13 protein-coding genes and 3 tRNA genes are annotated in these 17,967 nt (G+C 33.0%); 11 read left to right on the top strand and 5 right to left on the bottom strand.

Going from position 1 to position 17,967, the window contains the following annotated elements; all coding sequences use genetic code 11:
• Positions 1-45 precede the first annotated feature (45 nt).
• Positions 46-1,599, top strand: a complete 1,554-nt coding sequence (locus tag QGM60_RS07305) for an NAD(P)H-hydrate dehydratase (RefSeq protein WP_281139583.1) — start codon at positions 46-48, stop codon at positions 1,597-1,599.
• Positions 1,600-1,659: 60 nt separating this feature from the next.
• Here QGM60_RS07305 and QGM60_RS07300 read toward each other — a convergent pair whose 3' ends face one another.
• Positions 1,660-2,700 (bottom strand): TlpA disulfide reductase family protein, encoded by a 1,041-nt coding sequence (locus QGM60_RS07300; RefSeq protein WP_281139582.1) that lies wholly within the window; start codon positions 2,698-2,700, stop codon positions 1,660-1,662.
• Between the two features lie 128 nt (positions 2,701-2,828).
• On the opposite strand from QGM60_RS07300, the gene hutH reads away from it, so the two are divergent.
• A complete protein-coding gene (gene hutH / locus QGM60_RS07295) occupies positions 2,829-4,358 on the top strand; it encodes a histidine ammonia-lyase (RefSeq protein ID WP_281139581.1) in 1,530 nt (509 codons plus the stop codon).
• Positions 4,359-4,364: 6 nt separating this feature from the next.
• Here hutH and QGM60_RS07290 read toward each other — a convergent pair whose 3' ends face one another.
• Positions 4,365-4,736 (bottom strand): hypothetical protein, encoded by a 372-nt coding sequence (locus tag QGM60_RS07290; RefSeq protein ID WP_281139580.1) that lies wholly within the window; start codon positions 4,734-4,736, stop codon positions 4,365-4,367.
• 82 nt (positions 4,737-4,818) lie between these two features.
• Positions 4,819-7,371, bottom strand: a complete 2,553-nt coding sequence (locus QGM60_RS07285; RefSeq protein ID WP_281139579.1) for an ATP-dependent Clp protease ATP-binding subunit — start codon at positions 7,369-7,371, stop codon at positions 4,819-4,821.
• 281 nt (positions 7,372-7,652) lie between these two features.
• Between QGM60_RS07285 and QGM60_RS07280 the strand changes: the two genes are divergently transcribed.
• The 3 genes from QGM60_RS07280 (at position 7,653) to QGM60_RS07270 (ending at position 12,089) form a co-directional block, all read left to right on the top strand.
• Entirely contained in the window at positions 7,653-8,183 is a 531-nt protein-coding gene (locus tag QGM60_RS07280; protein ID WP_281139578.1) for a DUF4352 domain-containing protein, read from the top strand.
• A 74-nt stretch (positions 8,184-8,257) separates the two neighbouring features.
• The gene (gyrA, locus tag QGM60_RS07275; protein ID WP_281139577.1) at positions 8,258-10,774 is read left to right on the top strand and encodes a DNA gyrase subunit A; all 2,517 of its coding nucleotides are present in this window, start codon (positions 8,258-8,260) and stop codon (positions 10,772-10,774) included.
• A gap of 28 nt (positions 10,775-10,802) precedes the next feature.
• Positions 10,803-12,089 (top strand): tetratricopeptide repeat protein, encoded by a 1,287-nt coding sequence (locus QGM60_RS07270; RefSeq protein WP_281139576.1) that lies wholly within the window; start codon positions 10,803-10,805, stop codon positions 12,087-12,089.
• 55 nt (positions 12,090-12,144) lie between these two features.
• Here the strand turns inward: QGM60_RS07270 and QGM60_RS07265 are convergent, their stop codons facing one another.
• Together QGM60_RS07265 and QGM60_RS07260 are read right to left on the bottom strand one after the other, a co-directional pair.
• Positions 12,145-12,897: a C40 family peptidase gene (locus QGM60_RS07265; protein WP_281139575.1), complete on the bottom strand. Its 753-nt coding sequence runs from the start codon at positions 12,895-12,897 to the stop codon at positions 12,145-12,147.
• A gap of 9 nt (positions 12,898-12,906) precedes the next feature.
• Positions 12,907-14,085: an acetyl-CoA C-acyltransferase gene (locus QGM60_RS07260; protein ID WP_281139574.1), complete on the bottom strand. Its 1,179-nt coding sequence runs from the start codon at positions 14,083-14,085 to the stop codon at positions 12,907-12,909.
• 113 nt (positions 14,086-14,198) lie between these two features.
• Between QGM60_RS07260 and QGM60_RS07255 the strand changes: the two genes are divergently transcribed.
• The 6 genes from QGM60_RS07255 to QGM60_RS07230 all read left to right on the top strand — a co-directional run bounded on the left by QGM60_RS07255 (position 14,199) and on the right by QGM60_RS07230 (position 17,960).
• Positions 14,199-16,250 carry an HDIG domain-containing metalloprotein gene (locus QGM60_RS07255; protein WP_281139573.1) on the top strand — a complete coding sequence of 684 codons (2,052 nt, stop codon included), beginning with the start codon at positions 14,199-14,201 and terminating at the stop codon, positions 16,248-16,250.
• Between the two features lie 129 nt (positions 16,251-16,379).
• A tRNA-Ser gene (locus tag QGM60_RS07250) sits at positions 16,380-16,463 on the top strand.
• Between the two features lie 17 nt (positions 16,464-16,480).
• Positions 16,481-16,555 (top strand) — tRNA-Pro (locus QGM60_RS07245).
• A 34-nt stretch (positions 16,556-16,589) separates the two neighbouring features.
• Positions 16,590-16,663: transfer RNA gene (locus QGM60_RS07240), tRNA-Arg, on the top strand.
• Between the two features lie 137 nt (positions 16,664-16,800).
• The gene (locus QGM60_RS07235; protein ID WP_281139572.1) at positions 16,801-17,247 is read left to right on the top strand and encodes a hypothetical protein; all 447 of its coding nucleotides are present in this window, start codon (positions 16,801-16,803) and stop codon (positions 17,245-17,247) included.
• Positions 17,248-17,366: 119 nt separating this feature from the next.
• Positions 17,367-17,960, top strand: coding sequence for a hypothetical protein (locus tag QGM60_RS07230; RefSeq protein WP_281139571.1), 594 nt, complete (start codon positions 17,367-17,369; stop codon positions 17,958-17,960).
• The last annotated feature ends 7 nt before the right edge of the window (positions 17,961-17,967 follow it).

Genomic DNA, 17,967 nt, shown 5'->3' with positions numbered 1-17,967 from the left:
GAAAATTAAACAGAAATAGCCATTTACAAAAATTTTAAGAGTTAAATGAAATTATTTTCAAAAGAACAAATTTACGAAGGTGATAAACTCACCACAGAGCGTCAAAATATATCCTCGACCGACTTGATGGAACGTGCAGGAACGCAAATTTTTAATTGGATTCATATGCGTATGCAGGGAGCTCAAGTTCCGGTTCATGTGTTCTGTGGTATTGGTAATAATGGTGGAGATGGCTTGGTTTTAGCCAGACACTTAATTCAGCATGGTTATAATGTGTTTACATACATTGTAAATTATAGTGATAAGCGCTCAAAGGATTTTCTCATAAATTACGACCGTATCAAAGAGGTTACAAAGGAATGGCCAGTAATGCTTACAAGTGATAACGATTTTCCTGAAATTCATCCAGATGATATTATTGTTGATGCTGTATTTGGTATTGGTTTAAACAGACCTCCTGCAGATTGGGTACAAGGAATTTTTCAAAAATTTAAAGCTTCTAAAGCGTTTACGTTAGCCATAGATATTCCTTCTGGACTTTATACTGATAAACCTGTTGAAAATGAGGGTGCTGTTGTGTATGCAGGTTTTACTTTGAGTTTTCAATCACCAAAATTGGTTTTCTTTTTACCAGAGACTGCAAAATATACAATTCAGTGGGAAGTTTTAGATATTGGGATTGACAGAGAATATTTAGCTAAAACAGAAACAGAAGCAGAATTAATTTCAAAGTTTGAAGTATTACCACTATATAAGCCAAGAGACAAATTTGCGCATAAAGGAGATTTTGGACATGCTCTAATTTTAGGTGGTAGTTATGGAAAGATAGGTGCTGTAAACTTAGCGAGTAGGGCAGCTTTATCGTCTGGATCAGGTTTGGTAACAGCTTACATTCCAAAATGTGGTTACCATAGTATTCAAGCTTCAATTCCAGAAGTTATGGTGATAACGGATGCTGAGGAAGAAAACATCTCAAAAATAGAATTTGATATTACACCTACCGTTATAGGAATTGGCGTTGGATTAGGTACAACGAAAACTACTGCAACTGCTTTTGAAGCTTTCCTAAAGACAAACAAAACACCTTTAGTAATAGATGCTGATGGCATAAATTTATTATCTAAAAATAAAGATTTATTGAGTTTATTACCAGAGATGACAGTATTGACACCGCATCCTAAGGAATTGGAACGATTAATAGGAGAATGGTCAGACGATTTTGACAAGTTGAATAAAGTAAAAGCTTTTTCTAAGCAATATAATCTTATCGTTTTAATAAAAGGTGCTAATTCAATTACTGTTTTTCAAGATAAATTATATATCAACACAACAGGAAACCCAGGAATGGCGACTGCTGGAAGCGGTGATGTGCTCACTGGAATTATTACAGGTTTAATATCGCAAGGTTACGAGGCCTTGACTGCTACTATCTTTGGTGTTTATCTTCATGGGAAATCTGCAGATATTTCTTTAGAAGATTATGGGTATCAAAGTCTAATAGCAAGTCATATTATCGAAACTATTGGTGAAGCTTATATAGACTTATTTAAAAAGCCTGAGCAACCAAGTGAACAATCCCAAGATGAGGGAAATAAGTAAATAAAGACAATAAAAAAGCCTTCAAATGAAGGCTTTTTTATTTCTATGTGTTTCGAAATCTTAAATTCCTAATTCATCAAATAACTTAACTAATGCAGGACTTGATGGTCTTGGTGCATCAGAGCTCACGATATTTCCATCCGGATCTATTAAAATAAATCTTGGTATACCATTGATTTTATAATCTTGAACAAATTGAGATTGAAAGCCATTATCCGCATAAAGTTGAATACCACCTAAATCTTTGTCTACAACCATTTTTTTCCAGCCTTCATGAGCTGCTTCAGGATCATTTTTATAACCTCTACCGTTATCTACAGAAATACTTACAAATGCAATGTTTTTGTCATGATATTGCTCTTCAACTTTTTTAAGTGAAGGAATTTCTCTTATACAAGGTCCACACCAAGTTGCCCAAACATCAATGTATACATATTTTCCTTTAAAATCTGACAGAGACATATTTCCACCTGCATGATTTTCGTAGTTAACAAAATCAGGCGATTTAGCCCCTTTCGGAAGCGCAGCTTTAGTAGCTAACCTTCTAGACATATAGCTTTGTACTTGGCCTTCTGTTCTTTTTACGTTTTGATCTATAATAGCAACATGTGTTGAATCGACATCACTATATTTATTTTTTAAATCACTGTAAGCATCTTGATAATTCTTTATAGCAGAATCTAAATCTTCCTTAGTTCCACTTGTCATAAGGTCTCTAGTGAAATAATCGTTAGCAATTAAAAACGACTGAACAGAAAAGTTATTAGTGTCAGAATCATCACCTTTGAATTCAATAGTCTTTACTAGAGAATCATATTCAGCAGTGAAAGACGACTCATTATCATTCTTTAAGTATATTTGACCGTATTGATTACCTACTTGAAAAGTATAATCTCCTTCTTCAACTTTTAAGGTATCTTTAAAAGTGCCATCATCATTTATAGTAATGGTTTTCTCATATTTACTTTGTCTATTAAAGACTTTTAAAGTTTTATTCTCCTTAATATTTTCAATTTTCCCAGAAAGGGTAGCGTAGTCTTTAGGTTCACCTTTACATGCTAGTAAAGTTCCAGCAATGCAAAGCGTTAGTAATCGTTTCATAAATAGTTTTTTGTTCATCTTCAAAAATAAAAATTTAATAGGAAATTTAAAGCTTTAATGAATTATTAACAAAATATTGTCAACTCCATAATAATTCGCAATTTTGGGCAACAACAAATCTATATATAATGAGTCAATACCATATAATTTCTTCTGAACCGTTAGATATCGTTACGATTTATAATATTTTTCATGAAGATAAAAAACTAAAATTATCAGAGGATGCCATAACAAAAATTACAAACTGTAAAGCTTATCTAGATGCTAAGCTAGCGGATAATAAAAATCCAATGTATGGTATTAACACAGGTTTTGGTTCATTATATAATGTGAAAATTTCGGATGAGGATTTAACTAAGCTTCAGGAAAATTTAGTGATGTCTCATGCTTGTGGAACAGGTGAACGTGTACCGGAATCTGTTGTAAAAGTGATGCTACTGCTAAAAATACAGTCATTAAGTTATGGCCATAGTGGTGTGCAACTTCAAACTGTAAACCGACTTATAGAGTTTTTTAATCATGATATTTTTCCATTTGTATATACTCAAGGTTCACTGGGTGCTTCGGGTGATTTGGCTCCATTAGCCCATTTGGCTTTACCATTATTGGGTGAAGGAAAAGTGGTGCATGAAGGTAAAGAGTTTGAGGCGTCAGAGCTTTTAGAAAAATTCAATTGGGAACCTATAAAGCTAGAAGCTAAAGAAGGTTTGGCTTTGCTTAACGGAACACAGTTTATGAGCGCTTATGGTGTTTATTTGCTTTTAATGTCTCATAAAACTTCTTATCTAGCAGATATTATAGCAAGTATTTCTTTGGATGCTTTTGATGGAAGGTTGGATCCTTTTCACGATTTGGTACATGCTGTAAGACCTCATCCAGGACAGCGAAAAGTAGCAAGACGTTTTAATGAACTTCTTAAAGGAAGTGAACTTATAGAGCGACACAAAGAGCATGTTCAAGATCCTTATTCTTTTCGTTGTATTCCGCAAGTTCATGGAGCTACGAAGGACACTTTAGATTTTGTTGAAAAAGTCATATTAACGGAAATAAACTCAGTTACCGATAATCCAAATATTTTTTCAGAAGAAGATCTGATTATTTCGGGTGGAAATTTCCATGGACAACCTTTAGCCTTAGCTTTAGATTATTTAAAAATCGCCATGGCGGAAATAGGTAATATTTCTGAACGGCGCATCTTTCAATTGGTTTCTGGTTTACGAGGATTACCAGCCTTTTTGGTGGATAATCCAGGTTTAAATTCTGGATTTATGATACCTCAATATACAGCAGCAAGTATTGTAAGTGCTAATAAGCAAATGGCGACTCCAGCGAGTATAGACAGTATTGTGTCTAGTAATGGGCAAGAAGATCATGTGAGTATGGGAGCAAATGCGGCAACTCAGGCTTATACTTTAATTAAGAACGTAGAACGTGTTATAGCGATAGAATTAATGAACGCCTCTCAGGCATTAGAATTTAGAAGACCAGCAAAAACTTCACCTTTATTAGAATCTTTTCTAGAACACTATAGAAGTGTTGTACCATTCATTAAAGAGGATAAAGTTTTACATTATGATATTGAAAACTCTATTCAATTTTTGAAGGATGTAGAAATAGAAGTAGAGGAGCTGTTTTTAAATCACTATGGATTGAAATAGTTCAAATTAGTTTTTTTCGAATAATTGATCTTTCCACTCGATAGCATCTTCTAATGTTGTAAATATTTCGAAGGGTTTTCCGAAAAACATTTTCTCAATCTGAGCATTGATTTTTGTTTTATACTCTTTGGAAACGACAGCAAAACCAGCTAAGTTTTGAACTTCAGAAGCTCTATGATATATGTTTGGGTCTACAGAGTAGGAGTTGATTCTATTAGTTATATAAACATATGGCTTTTTAAAATGAAGCTCAATGTTTTCAATAAGGATTTCGTTAAGTTTATGGTCTACATGCTCCCCTTCATTGATAACTGCAATAACATAATTATCAAAGAAAGTAAGCGTGCAAAATTTTAATCTTATTATTGTTTCTTCCAATTTTTTGATTGTTTCTTAGACCATTAAGGTAAAAAAAAACTCCTCAATTTTGAGGAGTTTTTTCAATAAATTTATCAAAAGCCTAAGACTCAGTAGCTTTTCCTGAAGTTTTTATTTTGATTTTTAAAGCATCATTTTTTTCATCTAAATCCATAGAGATGGTATCTCCTTCGTGGATTTTTGAATTTATGATTTCCTCTGCTAAAGCATCTTCAACATATTTCTGAATAGCTCTATTTAGAGGTCTAGCGCCATACTGCTTATCAAAACCTTTCTCAGCAATATAGTCTTTTGCTTTATCTGTAAGCTCTAGTTCGTAACCCAAATCTTTGATACGCTTAATAAGCTTCACTAACTCGATATCAATGATTTTATTGATATCTTCTTTTTCTAAAGCATTGAATACAATAACATCATCAATTCTGTTTAAGAACTCTGGCGCGAATGCTTTTTTAAGAGCATTTTCTATAACACCTTTGGCATATTCAGTTTCTTGAGATTCTTTTGCAGAAGTTCCAAAGCCTACACCTGTACCAAAATCTTTAAGTTTACGAGCACCAATATTAGACGTCATAATGATTATAGTATTTCTAAAATCGATTTTTCTTCCAAGACTATCAGTTAAATAACCGTCATCTAGTACTTGCAACAACATGTTGAATACATCTGGATGAGCTTTTTCAATCTCATCTAAAAGTACTACGGCATAAGGCTTACGTCTAATCTTTTCAGTAAGTTGTCCACCTTCTTCATAACCTACATATCCTGGAGGCGCACCAATAAGTCTAGATACAGCGAATTTTTCCATATACTCACTCATGTCTATACGTACAAGTGCATCTGTACTGTCAAACAACTCGTTAGCTAAGACCTTAGCTAATTGTGTTTTACCAACACCTGTTTGTCCCAAAAAGATAAACGAACCAATAGGCTTGTTAGGATCTTTAAGACCAGCTCTATTACGTTGAATAGCCTTTACAACCTTTGCGACAGCATTATCTTGTCCTATAACTCTACCTTTAATAAGTTCTGGTAATTTTGCTAATTTGTTGAGTTCTGTTTGCGCTATTTTGTTTACAGGAATACCTGTCATCATAGAAATAACGTCAGCAACATTATCTTCTGTAACAATTTCTCTATGTTGTTTGGTTTCTTCTTCCCATTTTTCTTGCGCTGTAGCTAATTCTTTTTCAAGACGTTTTTCATCATCTCTAAGTTTTGCTGCTTCCTCATACTTTTGTTTTTTAACAACACTGTTCTTAGTTTCCTTAACCTCTTCAAGTTGTTTCTCTAATTCTATGATTTGCTTAGGAACATCAATATTTGTGATATGCACGCGAGATCCAGCTTCATCTAAAGCATCGATAGCTTTGTCTGGTAAGAAACGTTCTGTCATGTAACGGTTAGTTAACTTCACACACGCTTCAATAGCTTCGTCGGTATAATCAACGTTGTGGTGTTCTTCGTATTTAGCTTTTATGTTATTCAATATCTCTATCGTTTCCTCAACAGAAGTAGGTTCAACAATAACCTTTTGGAAACGACGCTCTAAAGCACCATCTTTTTCAATATATTGTCTGTACTCATCTAATGTTGTTGCTCCAATACATTGAATTTCGCCTCTTGCTAATGCAGGTTTAAACATGTTAGAAGCATCTAAACTTCCTGTAGCTCCACCAGCACCAACAATGGTATGGATTTCATCTATAAATAGAATAATGTCATCATTCTTTTCAAGCTCGTTCATTACGGCTTTCATGCGCTCTTCAAACTGACCTCTGTATTTTGTGCCAGCAACTAAGCTTGCTAAATCTAAGGTAACCACACGTTTGTTAAAAAGTGTTCTTGACACCTTTCGTTTTACAATACGTAGTGCTAAGCCTTCAGCAATAGCAGATTTACCAACACCAGGTTCTCCTATTAGAAGAGGGTTATTCTTTTTACGTCTACTTAATATCTGAGAAACACGTTGTATTTCTTTTTCTCGACCTACTACAGGGTCTAATTTGCCTTCTTCGGCAAGTACTGTTAGATCTCTACCAAAGTTATCTAAAACAGGTGTTTTAGACTTTTTATTTGTTTTACCAGACTGGCTACCTCCAAAAGGATTTTGCTTTGCATCCTCTTCTTCATTCATTTCATCATCAGAATATGATTCGGCTTTAGGCTCGTCTAGATAATCGTCTTCACTTGTAATCATAGATTTAAATTCGTCTTTTACATTATCATAACCAACTTTAAGTTTGTTTAATAACTTAGTAGTTGGGTCATTTTCATTTCTTAATATACACAATAATAAATGTGCTGTATTTATTGAGGTGCTTTGAAACAACTTAGCTTCTAAAAATGTTGTTTTTAAAGCACGTTCAGCTTGCCTTGTTAAGTGCAAGTTTTTCTTTTCGTTAGATGTTGATATAATATTAGGATTAGCCGGACTTAAAATCTCTACTTTGCGTCTTAAGTGATTTAAATCAACGTCTAATGCGCTTAATATATCTATAGCTTTTCCGTTGCCATCTCTTAATAAGCCAAGCATTAAATGCTCTGTACCTATAAAATCATGGCCTAAGCGTAAAGCTTCTTCTTTGCTAAATGCTATAACATCCTTAACTCTTGGGGAAAAATTATCATCCATAGTAAACTCCTTTCTGCATTAAAAATAGTAAAAACATATTATCTACAAGGCAAAAACCATACCTTAAATAAAATGGTTTAACGAATAGACTAAAAAAGCATTTTAAATCAAAGCAAATTCAATGATACTTATTAACGAAAAAGATATTAAAAATTGTTAATAAAAACTCCTAAATTAGACTTTTAAAAGTGCTTTAAACACTACTAAATTGGTTATATTAGCACGTTTTGAAAACTTATAGGAAATTAGCGTTTATTAAGTAATAAAATTTATTCAATAACTTGAATCAATTAACTATTTCTGTCAGTTTAATTTTAAAAAAAATTAATAAAGAATTAATGAAGAAAACATTTTTAATATTACTAATTGTGCCTCTATTATCGTTTTCGCAAAAAAACATTGGAATAGAAGATAAATTTAAAATAACTGAATCTATAGAAGCTTTTTCTACAGGTATATTATTCAGCAAAAGAGTTGAAATAAGTACAACACCTACAGGGACTAATGTGGAAAAGGCAGAAAAAGGTTATAAATTTTTGGAGATGATGATTAGGATGAAAAATATCACTAAAATTACACAGAGTTTAGATTTAGCAAAGTTTCAGCTAGTAGATGAGAAATCAACTGTTTACACCCCAAATTTATGTCAGGCTAATAACCTGAACAAAATTTATTGTGATAAATTTGACTTCAAGCTAAAAAAGAATAAAAAAAAGTTTATTCTAATTACTTTTTCACCTTTAATTCCTGATGATATTTCTATTAAAACTATTCGATATGATGGGGTTGATATCTATGATTTTAAAGAATAAAAAATATTAATAACAATACAGTATACAAGTATTTAGTCTTGTATATATACAAAAAAATCTAATAAATTTTATATATGGCAGAAGGAGAAAAACTCATTCCGATTAACATTGAAGATGAAATGAAATCAGCCTACATTGATTATTCAATGTCGGTCATTGTGTCACGTGCGTTACCAGATGTAAGAGATGGCCTAAAACCTGTTCACAGACGTGTACTTTACGGTATGCACGAACTAGGTGTTAGAGCAAATTCAGCACACAAGAAATCAGCAAGAATCGTAGGTGAGGTTTTGGGTAAGTACCACCCTCACGGAGATACTTCGGTTTATGATACTATGGTACGTATGGCTCAGGAATGGAGTTTACGATATATGTTAGTAGATGGTCAGGGTAACTTTGGTTCTGTAGATGGAGATAGTCCTGCTGCAATGCGTTATACAGAGGCTAGAATGCAGAAGATTTCTGAAGAAATGTTAGCAGATATTGATAAAGAAACTGTAGACCATAAACTTAATTTTGATGATACCTTAGAAGAACCAACAGTTTTACCTACACGTATTCCAGGTTTATTAGTTAATGGTGCTTCTGGTATAGCCGTTGGTATGGCAACCAATATGCCACCTCACAACCTTACTGAAGTTGTTAATGGAACCATTGCTTATATCGACAACAATGATATTGAAGTTGATGAGTTAATGCAGCACATTAAAGCGCCAGATTTTCCAACAGGAGGAACAATCTATGGCTACGATGGTGTTAAAGAAGCATTTCATACTGGTCGTGGTAGAATTGTAATGCGTGGTAAAGCCAATATTGAAGAAGTAAACGGACGTGAGTGTATTATTGTAAATGAAATTCCTTACCAAGTTAATAAAGCAGATATGATTAAAAAGACTGCTGACTTGGTTAATGATAAAAAGCTTGAAGGTATATCTACCATTAGAGATGAGTCTGATAGAAAAGGGATGCGTATTGTGTACGTTTTAAAGCGTGATGCCATTCCTAACATCGTACTTAATAAATTATATAAGTATACGGCTTTACAGTCTTCTTTTAGTGTAAATAACATTGCATTAGTAAATGGTCGTCCACAACTTTTAAATCTTAAGGATTTAATTCACTATTTCGTAGAACACAGACACGAAGTGGTTGTAAGACGTACAAAATACGAATTACGCAAGGCAGAAGAAAGAGCTCATATATTAGAAGGATTAATCATCGCTTCTGATAATATTGATGAAGTAATTGCTTTAATCAGAGCATCTGCAAATGCAGAAGAAGCTAGAGAAAAATTAATAGAACGCTTTAAACTTACTGAAATACAAGCTAAGGCTATCGTAGAAATGCGATTACGTCAGTTAACAGGTCTAGAACAAGACAAGTTAAGAGCAGAGTATGAAGAGTTAATGAAAACCATTGAAGACCTTAAAGATATTTTAGACAAAAAAGAACGTCGTATGGATATCATTAAGGAAGAGCTTGAGGTTATCCGTGATAAATATGGTGATGAGCGTCGTTCTGTAATTGAATATGCTGGTGGAGATTTAAGCATTGAAGATATGATTCCAGATGAAAAAGTAGTGATTACTATTTCTCACGCTGGTTATATTAAACGTACCTCTTTAACAGAATACAAAACTCAAAATAGAGGAGGTGTTGGGCAAAAAGCTTCAACAACTCGTAATGAAGATTTCTTAGAGCATCTATTTGTTGGTACAAACCACCAGTATATGTTGTTCTTTACTCAAAAAGGAAAATGTTTCTGGATGCGAGTTTATGAAATTCCGGAAGGTTCTAAGACTTCAAAAGGTAGAGCTATTCAAAACCTTATTAATATAGAACAAGATGATAAGGTAATGGCATTTATCTGTACACAAGATCTTAAGGATGAAGATTACATCAACAGTCATTATGTCATAATGGCAACGAAAAAAGGTCAGGTTAAGAAAACATCATTAGAACAATATTCTAGACCTCGTACTAATGGTATTAACGCAATTACTATTCGTGAAGATGATGAATTGTTAGAAGCAAAATTAACAACTGGCGAAAGTCAGGTAATGTTAGCACTTAGGTCAGGTAAAGCAATTCGTTTCGAAGAAGCTAAAACCAGACCAATGGGAAGAAACGCTTCAGGTGTTAGAGGTATAACTTTAGCAAATGATAACGATGAGGTAATAGGAATGGTTGCTGTTGATGACTTTGAAAGCAATATCTTAGTGGTTTCTGAAAATGGATATGGTAAACGCTCTAGTTTGGATGATTACAGAATCACAAACAGAGGTGGAAAAGGTGTAAAGACCATATCTATTACAGAAAAGACAGGTAACTTAGTATCTATAAAGAACGTTACGGATGATGATGATTTAATGATTATTAACAAATCAGGAATCGCTATTCGTATGGAGGTGGCAGATCTTAGAGTTATGGGAAGAGCTACTCAAGGAGTTAGATTAATTAATCTAAAAGGTAACGATTCTATCGCTGCGGTTGCTAAGGTTATGAAGGATGACGAAGAGTCTGAAGAGCTTGAAAAGGGTGAACTTAATGAGGATGGCACGGCTATTGATAATAATGAAACTGAAAACTAAAATTAACAATAAAATTATTTAATACGAGATGAAAAAATTAATGACATTAATGCTATTATTAGCAGTAACATCAATGTCCTTTGCACAGAAAAATGAAATTAAGGATATAGAAAAAGCGCTTAAGAAATCGAATTTCGCTGACGCTAAGTCTGCAGTTGCTGCAGCAGAAGCTTTGGAAGGCAATATGGACGATAAGTCAAAAGCAAAATTCTATTTCCTAAAAGCACAAGCATTATATGCTAACGGTGCAGGATCTGATGCTGACATTGATAAAGCAATAACAAGCTTAGATAAGCTTAAGGATTTAGAATCTTCAATGGGTAAGTTAAAGTATACTGATGAAGCTAATGAAATGAAAAACAATATGGTTAATTCTTTTCTAACAAAAGCTAATAAAGATTTTGAAAATAAGAATTATAAATCTGCTGCAACTAAATTCGAAAAAGTGTATAAGATGTCTCCTAAAGATACGCTTTATTTGTATTATGCTGCATCTTCAGCTGTTACCGATCAAGACTATGATAGAGCTTTAGATTATTATATTCAGCTTAAAAACTTAGGCTTTAAAGGGGAAAGAACAGATTATTATGCAACAAATACATCAACTGGCGAGGAGGAATTATTTAGTAGTAAATCAATGAGAGATATAGCAGCTAAAGGTAGTAGCTATAGTACACCAAGAGATGCTAAAAGTGAATCTAAGACAGCGGAAATAGTTAAGAATATAGCTCTGATTTACGTTCAGAAAGGAGAAAATGAAAAAGCACTAGGGGCAATGGCTGATGCTAGAGCTGAAAATCCTGATGATTTAGGTCTTTTATTGTCTGAAGCGAATGTATATCTTAAAATGGGCAATAAAGAAAAGTTCAAAGCTTTAATGGAAGAGGCAACAAAAAAAGATCCTAATAATGCAGAGTTACAATATAATTTGGGTGTTTTAGCAGCCGAAGGTGGAAATTTAGAGGCTTCAAAAAAATATTATAATAAAGCTTTAGAAATTGACCCTAATTATATTGATGCATATAATAATTTAGCTGTAGCTATATTACAAGGTGAAGCAGCTATAGTTGAAGAGATGAATAATCTTGGTACTAGTTCTGCTGATAACAAAAGATATGATGAATTAAAAGAAAAACGTTCTGAACTTTATCATGAGGCCATTCCTTACTTAAAAAAAGCTTTAGAATTGAAAAAAACCAATATTAATGCAGCTAGAACATTAATGAACATATATAGTGCATTAGGAGAAACTGAAAAATTTAAAGAAATGAAAACTAAAGTTGCAGAAATGGAAGCTTCGGCTGCTGGTAACTAATTAGAAATTTCAATTATATAATAAAAAAGCGACTTAAAACTAAGTCGCTTTTTTATTATATAATTTTCTTAATGACCCGCAACTTATGAGTATGGGTATTTTTGTCTACGTTATAAATACCACTATGATCTAATCGGTCAATACGAACTTTACCATGTGCATGAATGATGTAATTATCTTCCATAATAATACCAACATGAATAATATTACCTTCGGCATTATCAAAAAAGGCTAAATCCCCAGGTTCGCTTTCTTCTATAAAACTCAAAGCTTCACCTTGAGTTGCTTGTTGAGAAGCATCTCTTAAGAGTTTATGACCATTAAGCTTGTAAACCATTTGAGTAAAACCAGAGCAATCAATACCGAAAGGTGTTTTTCCTCCCCACAGATATGGGGAGTTTAAAAATAAAAATGAGGTTTTAATAATTTCAGATTTATCTTTTTTACCTGTAATTGCTGTACCATCAAATTCATGACCCAATAAGGCTAATCCTCGTAAGTTTGAACCAATAGGAATTGGGTATAATTGATTATTACTAGGATTTGAAACAAACTCTATTAAGTCTTTTGAAAGCTTTAATTCTGAATTTAATAATTCATCATAGTCGGATTCTTGGATTTCTAGATATTGTTTGTTATCAATCCAACCCTCATACTTATCAAAAGTAAATCGTATACGACTCCATTTTTTTCTTTGCTCCAATACTTTAAAAGCATCACCATATAGGGCTTGCGTTACCATTTCACTAGTATCGCTAGGCTCTAATCGAATAGGTACAATCCCGAGATTGCAGATGCCGTATTGCATAAAAGAAATTTAAGCGCGTTCTAATACCATTGCTGAAGCACCACCACCACCATTACAGATAGCTGCAGCACCATATTTGGCATCATTTTGTTGTAAAACATTAATTAGAGTAACAAGAATTCTTGCTCCTGAGCATCCAAGTGGATGACCCAAAGAAACAGCACCACCATTGACATTAACATTGCTATCTTCTAATCCTAATATTTTCATATTTGCTAATCCAACAACTGAAAAAGCTTCGTTGAATTCAAAATAGTCAACATCTTTAATATCTACATTAGCTTTAGCTAAAGCTTTTGGTAATGCTTTTGCAGGAGCTGTTGTAAACCATTCTGGTTCATGAGCAGCATCAGCATAACTTTTAATAGTCGCTAAAGGTTTAAGTCCAAGACTTTCAGCTTTTTCTTTACTCATTAACACTAGTGCAGCAGCACCATCATTTATTGTAGAAGCATTAGCTGCTGTTACGGTACCATCTTTTGTAAATGCAGGACGTAAAGCAGGAATTTTATCCATTTTTACATTAGTGTACTCTTCGTCTTTGTTAAATATAATAGGCTCTCCACGTCTTTGAGGAACTTCAACAGAAATAACTTCATCTTTAAATTTTCCATTATCCCAAGCAGCTTTAGATCTCTCATAAGATTGAACAGCAAAAGCATCTTGATCTTCTCTAGAGAAATTATATTCAACAGCACAAGCATCAGCACAAACACCCATAGCGTTATTGTCGTATGCATCTACTAAACCGTCTTTCTGCATACCATCCTCAAGAGTAGCGGGACCGAATTTTGTAGCACTACGTGCATGGTAATAATGAGGTATTAAACTCATGTTTTCCATTCCGCCAGCAACAATCACTTCAGCATCACCTAGTTGTATGGCTTGGGCAGCTTGCATAACAGCTTTCATTCCAGAAGAACAAACTTTATTAATAGTTGTACAAGGTACTGTATTAGGTATGCCAGCATAAATAGCAGCTTGTCTTGCTGGTGCTTGACCTGTTCCAGCTTGGACAACGTTACCCATTAAAACTTCTTCTACCATTTCTGGTTTTAAGTTTATTTTTTCTAGTGCAGCTTTTATTGCTACTGCTCCTAATTTTGGTGCAGGCACGCTAGATAAACTTCCCAAAAAACTTCCTATTGGTGTTCTAACGGCAGAAACTATTACAACCTCCTTGTTCATTATGTTTGTGTTTATATTAGTAGCTGCGAAATTAATCATTTTTTAAGAGAATTCGGAATGTATTACATATTATAGCGTTCTAAAATTTTATTATTTATTACATTTGATTGTATATGAATACACTTCTAAATAAATGGTATAAAAATCATGCCTTAATATACAAGGTTTTGTTGTTTGTAGTTACCACGTTTTTTATTGTTTACCTTTTTCCAAAAACAGGAAAATTTAGGTATTCTTTTGAAAAAGGAAAGCCATGGCAATCTGAAAATTTATATGCACCATTCAATTTTGCTATTAAAAAATCACAGCAAGAAATTGATAAAGAAAAGGTTGAAGTAGAAAGAAATAGTCCTGTTTATTTCGATGCAGATCTTGAAGTAAAAAAGGAAGTGGTATCTGATTATGTTCAGTATTTTAATCAGACATTTAAAGACTCTAGTTATTTGAAAATTCAAGATGCTGAATTATATGTTAAGGGAAAAGAGTTCATTAATAAGCTTTACAACAATGGAGTTTTAGATTTTGAATATAGTTATCCGGATAAAAAACAGGTAATTCTAGCGTCTTCTAATACAGTGCAAAAAGAGTTGCTATATGGTGATCTTTATGAATTAAATAGCTTAAGAAAGCTTATAGATCAAGAGTTTAGTAAAAATATTTCAGATGACAGAAAGAAAAAAATGATATCTGTTTTTTTTGATGTCGTTAAGCCTAATGTTACACTCAACGAGAATCTTACCAAACAGGTTTTAGATGAAGAATTATCAAAAATTTCCCTGACTAGAGGAAGTATAGAGAAAGATCAGCTCATTGTTTCAAAAGGACAAGTTGTAGAAGATGACCAATTCGATATTCTTGATTCTTTAAAGTCCGAATACGAATCACAAACATGGAATACCGCTAATTATAATTGGGTTTTGGTCGCTTACACCTTACTGGTGGCTTTAACACTTCTTATGCTTCTGTTATTCCTAAGGAAATACAGGATTGAAGTATTTCAAAACAATACCAAAGTAACATTCATATTCTTCAATATTGCGTTAATGATAACCTTAACAACTGTGGTTATCAATTACAATTCGCAATATATCTATGTTGTACCACTATGTATATTACCTTTGGTTTTAAAGGCCTTTTTTGATGCGAGACTTGGTCTGTTTTCTCACGTACTTACAGTGTTGCTTTTAGGTTTTATAGTACCGAATAGTTACGAATATATGTTCTTACAGATTATTGCTGGAATCGTAACTATACTCACCGTATCAGAGCTGTACAAAAGAGCAAATCTCTTTATTTCTGTAGGACAAATTACTTTTATTTATATTATAGCTTATTTTGCATTCTTTGTTATTCACGAAGGACAACTAACAGGTATGAAATGGGAAACATTTGGCTTGTTTGTACTTTGTGGTTTAGCAACGCTTTTTGTTCAGCCGCTAATATATATGTATGAAAAGATTTTTGGATTAGTATCTGATGTATCTCTTTTAGAACTTTCTGATACAAATACCAAATTACTAAAGGAACTTTCAAACAGAGCACCAGGAACATTTCACCATTCATTAAATGTAGCTAATTTAGCAGAAGCTTCTGCAAATGAAATTGGAGCTAATGCAATGCTTGTAAGGGTAGGAGCTTTGTATCATGATATTGGTAAAATGAAAAATCCAACGTACTTCACCGAAAATCAAAGTACCGGAATCAATCCACATAATGAATTATCGAATTTAGAAAGTGCTAAGATTATTATTGGTCATACTATAAAGGGTATAGAAATAGCTAAAAAAAATAACTTACCAGATAGAGTAATTGACTTTATAAGAACACATCACGGCACAAGTTTGGTTTATTATTTCTATATGAAAGAAAAATCTGTGAATGAGAATGTAAATGTTGAAGATTTTAAATATCCTGGACCAAAACCATTTAGTAAAGAGACAGCAATTTTAATGATGTGCGATAGTTTAGAGGCTGCATCGAAAAGCTTGAAGGAGCCAACAACCACAAAACTCAATGAATTTGTAGAAAACATAATTGATAAGCAGATGGAAAGTGGACAATTTTTGAATGCTAATATTACTTTTAAGGAAATTCAATCCATAAAAAAAGTATTAAAACATAAGTTAGCAAACATCTATCACCTTAGAATTGAGTACCCTGAATAGCAAGATTAAATATATATTGACAAGTCATAATATTTAATCCAAAAAAACTCAGAAAAATTGTTGCGAACTTTAATATGAAAGTTTACATTTGCATCCGCAATTTCAGGATAAGTTCTTTAAATATTGCAAGGAGAGGTGCCAGAGTGGTAATGGAGCAGATTGCTAATCTGTCAGCGCGTAAGTGCTGCCCGGGTTCGAGTCCCGGTCTCTCCGCAACAGATAACCAATTTCGGGGTGTAGCGTAGCCCGGTTATCGCGCCGCGTTTGGGACGCGGAGGTCGCAGGTTCGAATCCTGCCACCCCGACTTTTATGAGTTTTCATCACTTTTGTGATTGAATGGTCGCGTAGCTCAGCTGGATAGAGCATCTGCCTTCTAAGCAGACGGTCACAGGTTCGAATCCTGTCGCGATCACAAAAAGCCTTACTAATTACAGTAAGGCTTTTTTTTTGATTACACTCTCAATATTTAAATCATTATTTATCAATGTTTTTTGTTTGTTAATTCTTGATAATGTAAGTTTACAATATATTAACCAAAACTTATTCACTATGAGGAAATTACTCTTCTTTATGTCAATTTCATTTTTTTTCCAAATTTGTGTAGGGCAAACTACAATGACGGAATATAATTATCTTACTAAAGGATATAAATTAGATTTAGAAACAGGAAGAGATATTAAGAATGGTTATCGTATTTCATTAGCTTGTCCAACGATAACTCAAAAATTAAATGGAGCTGAAAGATCAATTACAATATATAAATTTATCCTATTAGAAGAAGAAAGGACGGTTGCCTTACTTGTTAAATTGGGAAGAACAGATACAAATTATATAGGTTATTATTGCTTGCCTGATAATAAAAGTGATATTGAAGTTTTAGAAAAAGCTACCAAAGATTTTTTCGATGATAATCAAAAATTAAATGATTTGGAATTTGCCAAAACACACTACTTATGGTTATCATTAAATTCTTTAAAATATGCCTTTTTAAAATAAATTTTGCTATTTGAAAAACAAGAGTAATAAAATCTTTACGTTCGATCACAAAAAGCCTTACTAATTCTAGTAAGGCTTTTTTGTTTTTATAACTTAAATAGCTTTACTTTAAGAGCTAGATGTCTAAGTATAAAAACGATAGAGCTTTTACAGATTATGTGCACCAAAAATTAGCACTGCCACTTATTTATAAACCTATAGATTGGCAAAAAGTTCAACTTAGAAGAGATTATGCTAAATATATTGATATGACAGACGGTATCGATTATATTTTTAGAAAGGATAATCAAATCAAAACAGTTCAAGAACGTTTTAGAGAAAGTAAGTACCAAGAGTTTTCAGATTTTACAATTCGATACCGACGCGATGAAAACAAAATTGAAGACCGTCAAGAATCGGAATATTACAAAATGAAAGCCCATTATTTCACTTATGGAATAATTGACGCTTCTAAATCTGAAGTGAAATCGGCTTCAGACTTTCTGAAATTTGCTATTATAGATCTTCAAAAAGTATATCAAAAGTTGGACTCTGAGGATATTATCATTTCGGATAATAACCAGAACAAATGTAGAATTATTGATAATGCTAGGATTGAATGTCCAGTAAAATATAATCCTGATGGCTCTTCATCCTTCTTTCCAATAGACATATCATTCCTTGTAAAACTTTGGGGTGATGATATGCTCATCGCTCAAAAAGGCTTTCTGTAAATGAATT

Source organism: Winogradskyella sp. SYSU M77433 (assembly GCF_029911945.1).
Classification (GTDB): domain Bacteria; phylum Bacteroidota; class Bacteroidia; order Flavobacteriales; family Flavobacteriaceae; genus Winogradskyella.
This window is presented reverse-complemented; position numbering and strand designations above follow the sequence as displayed.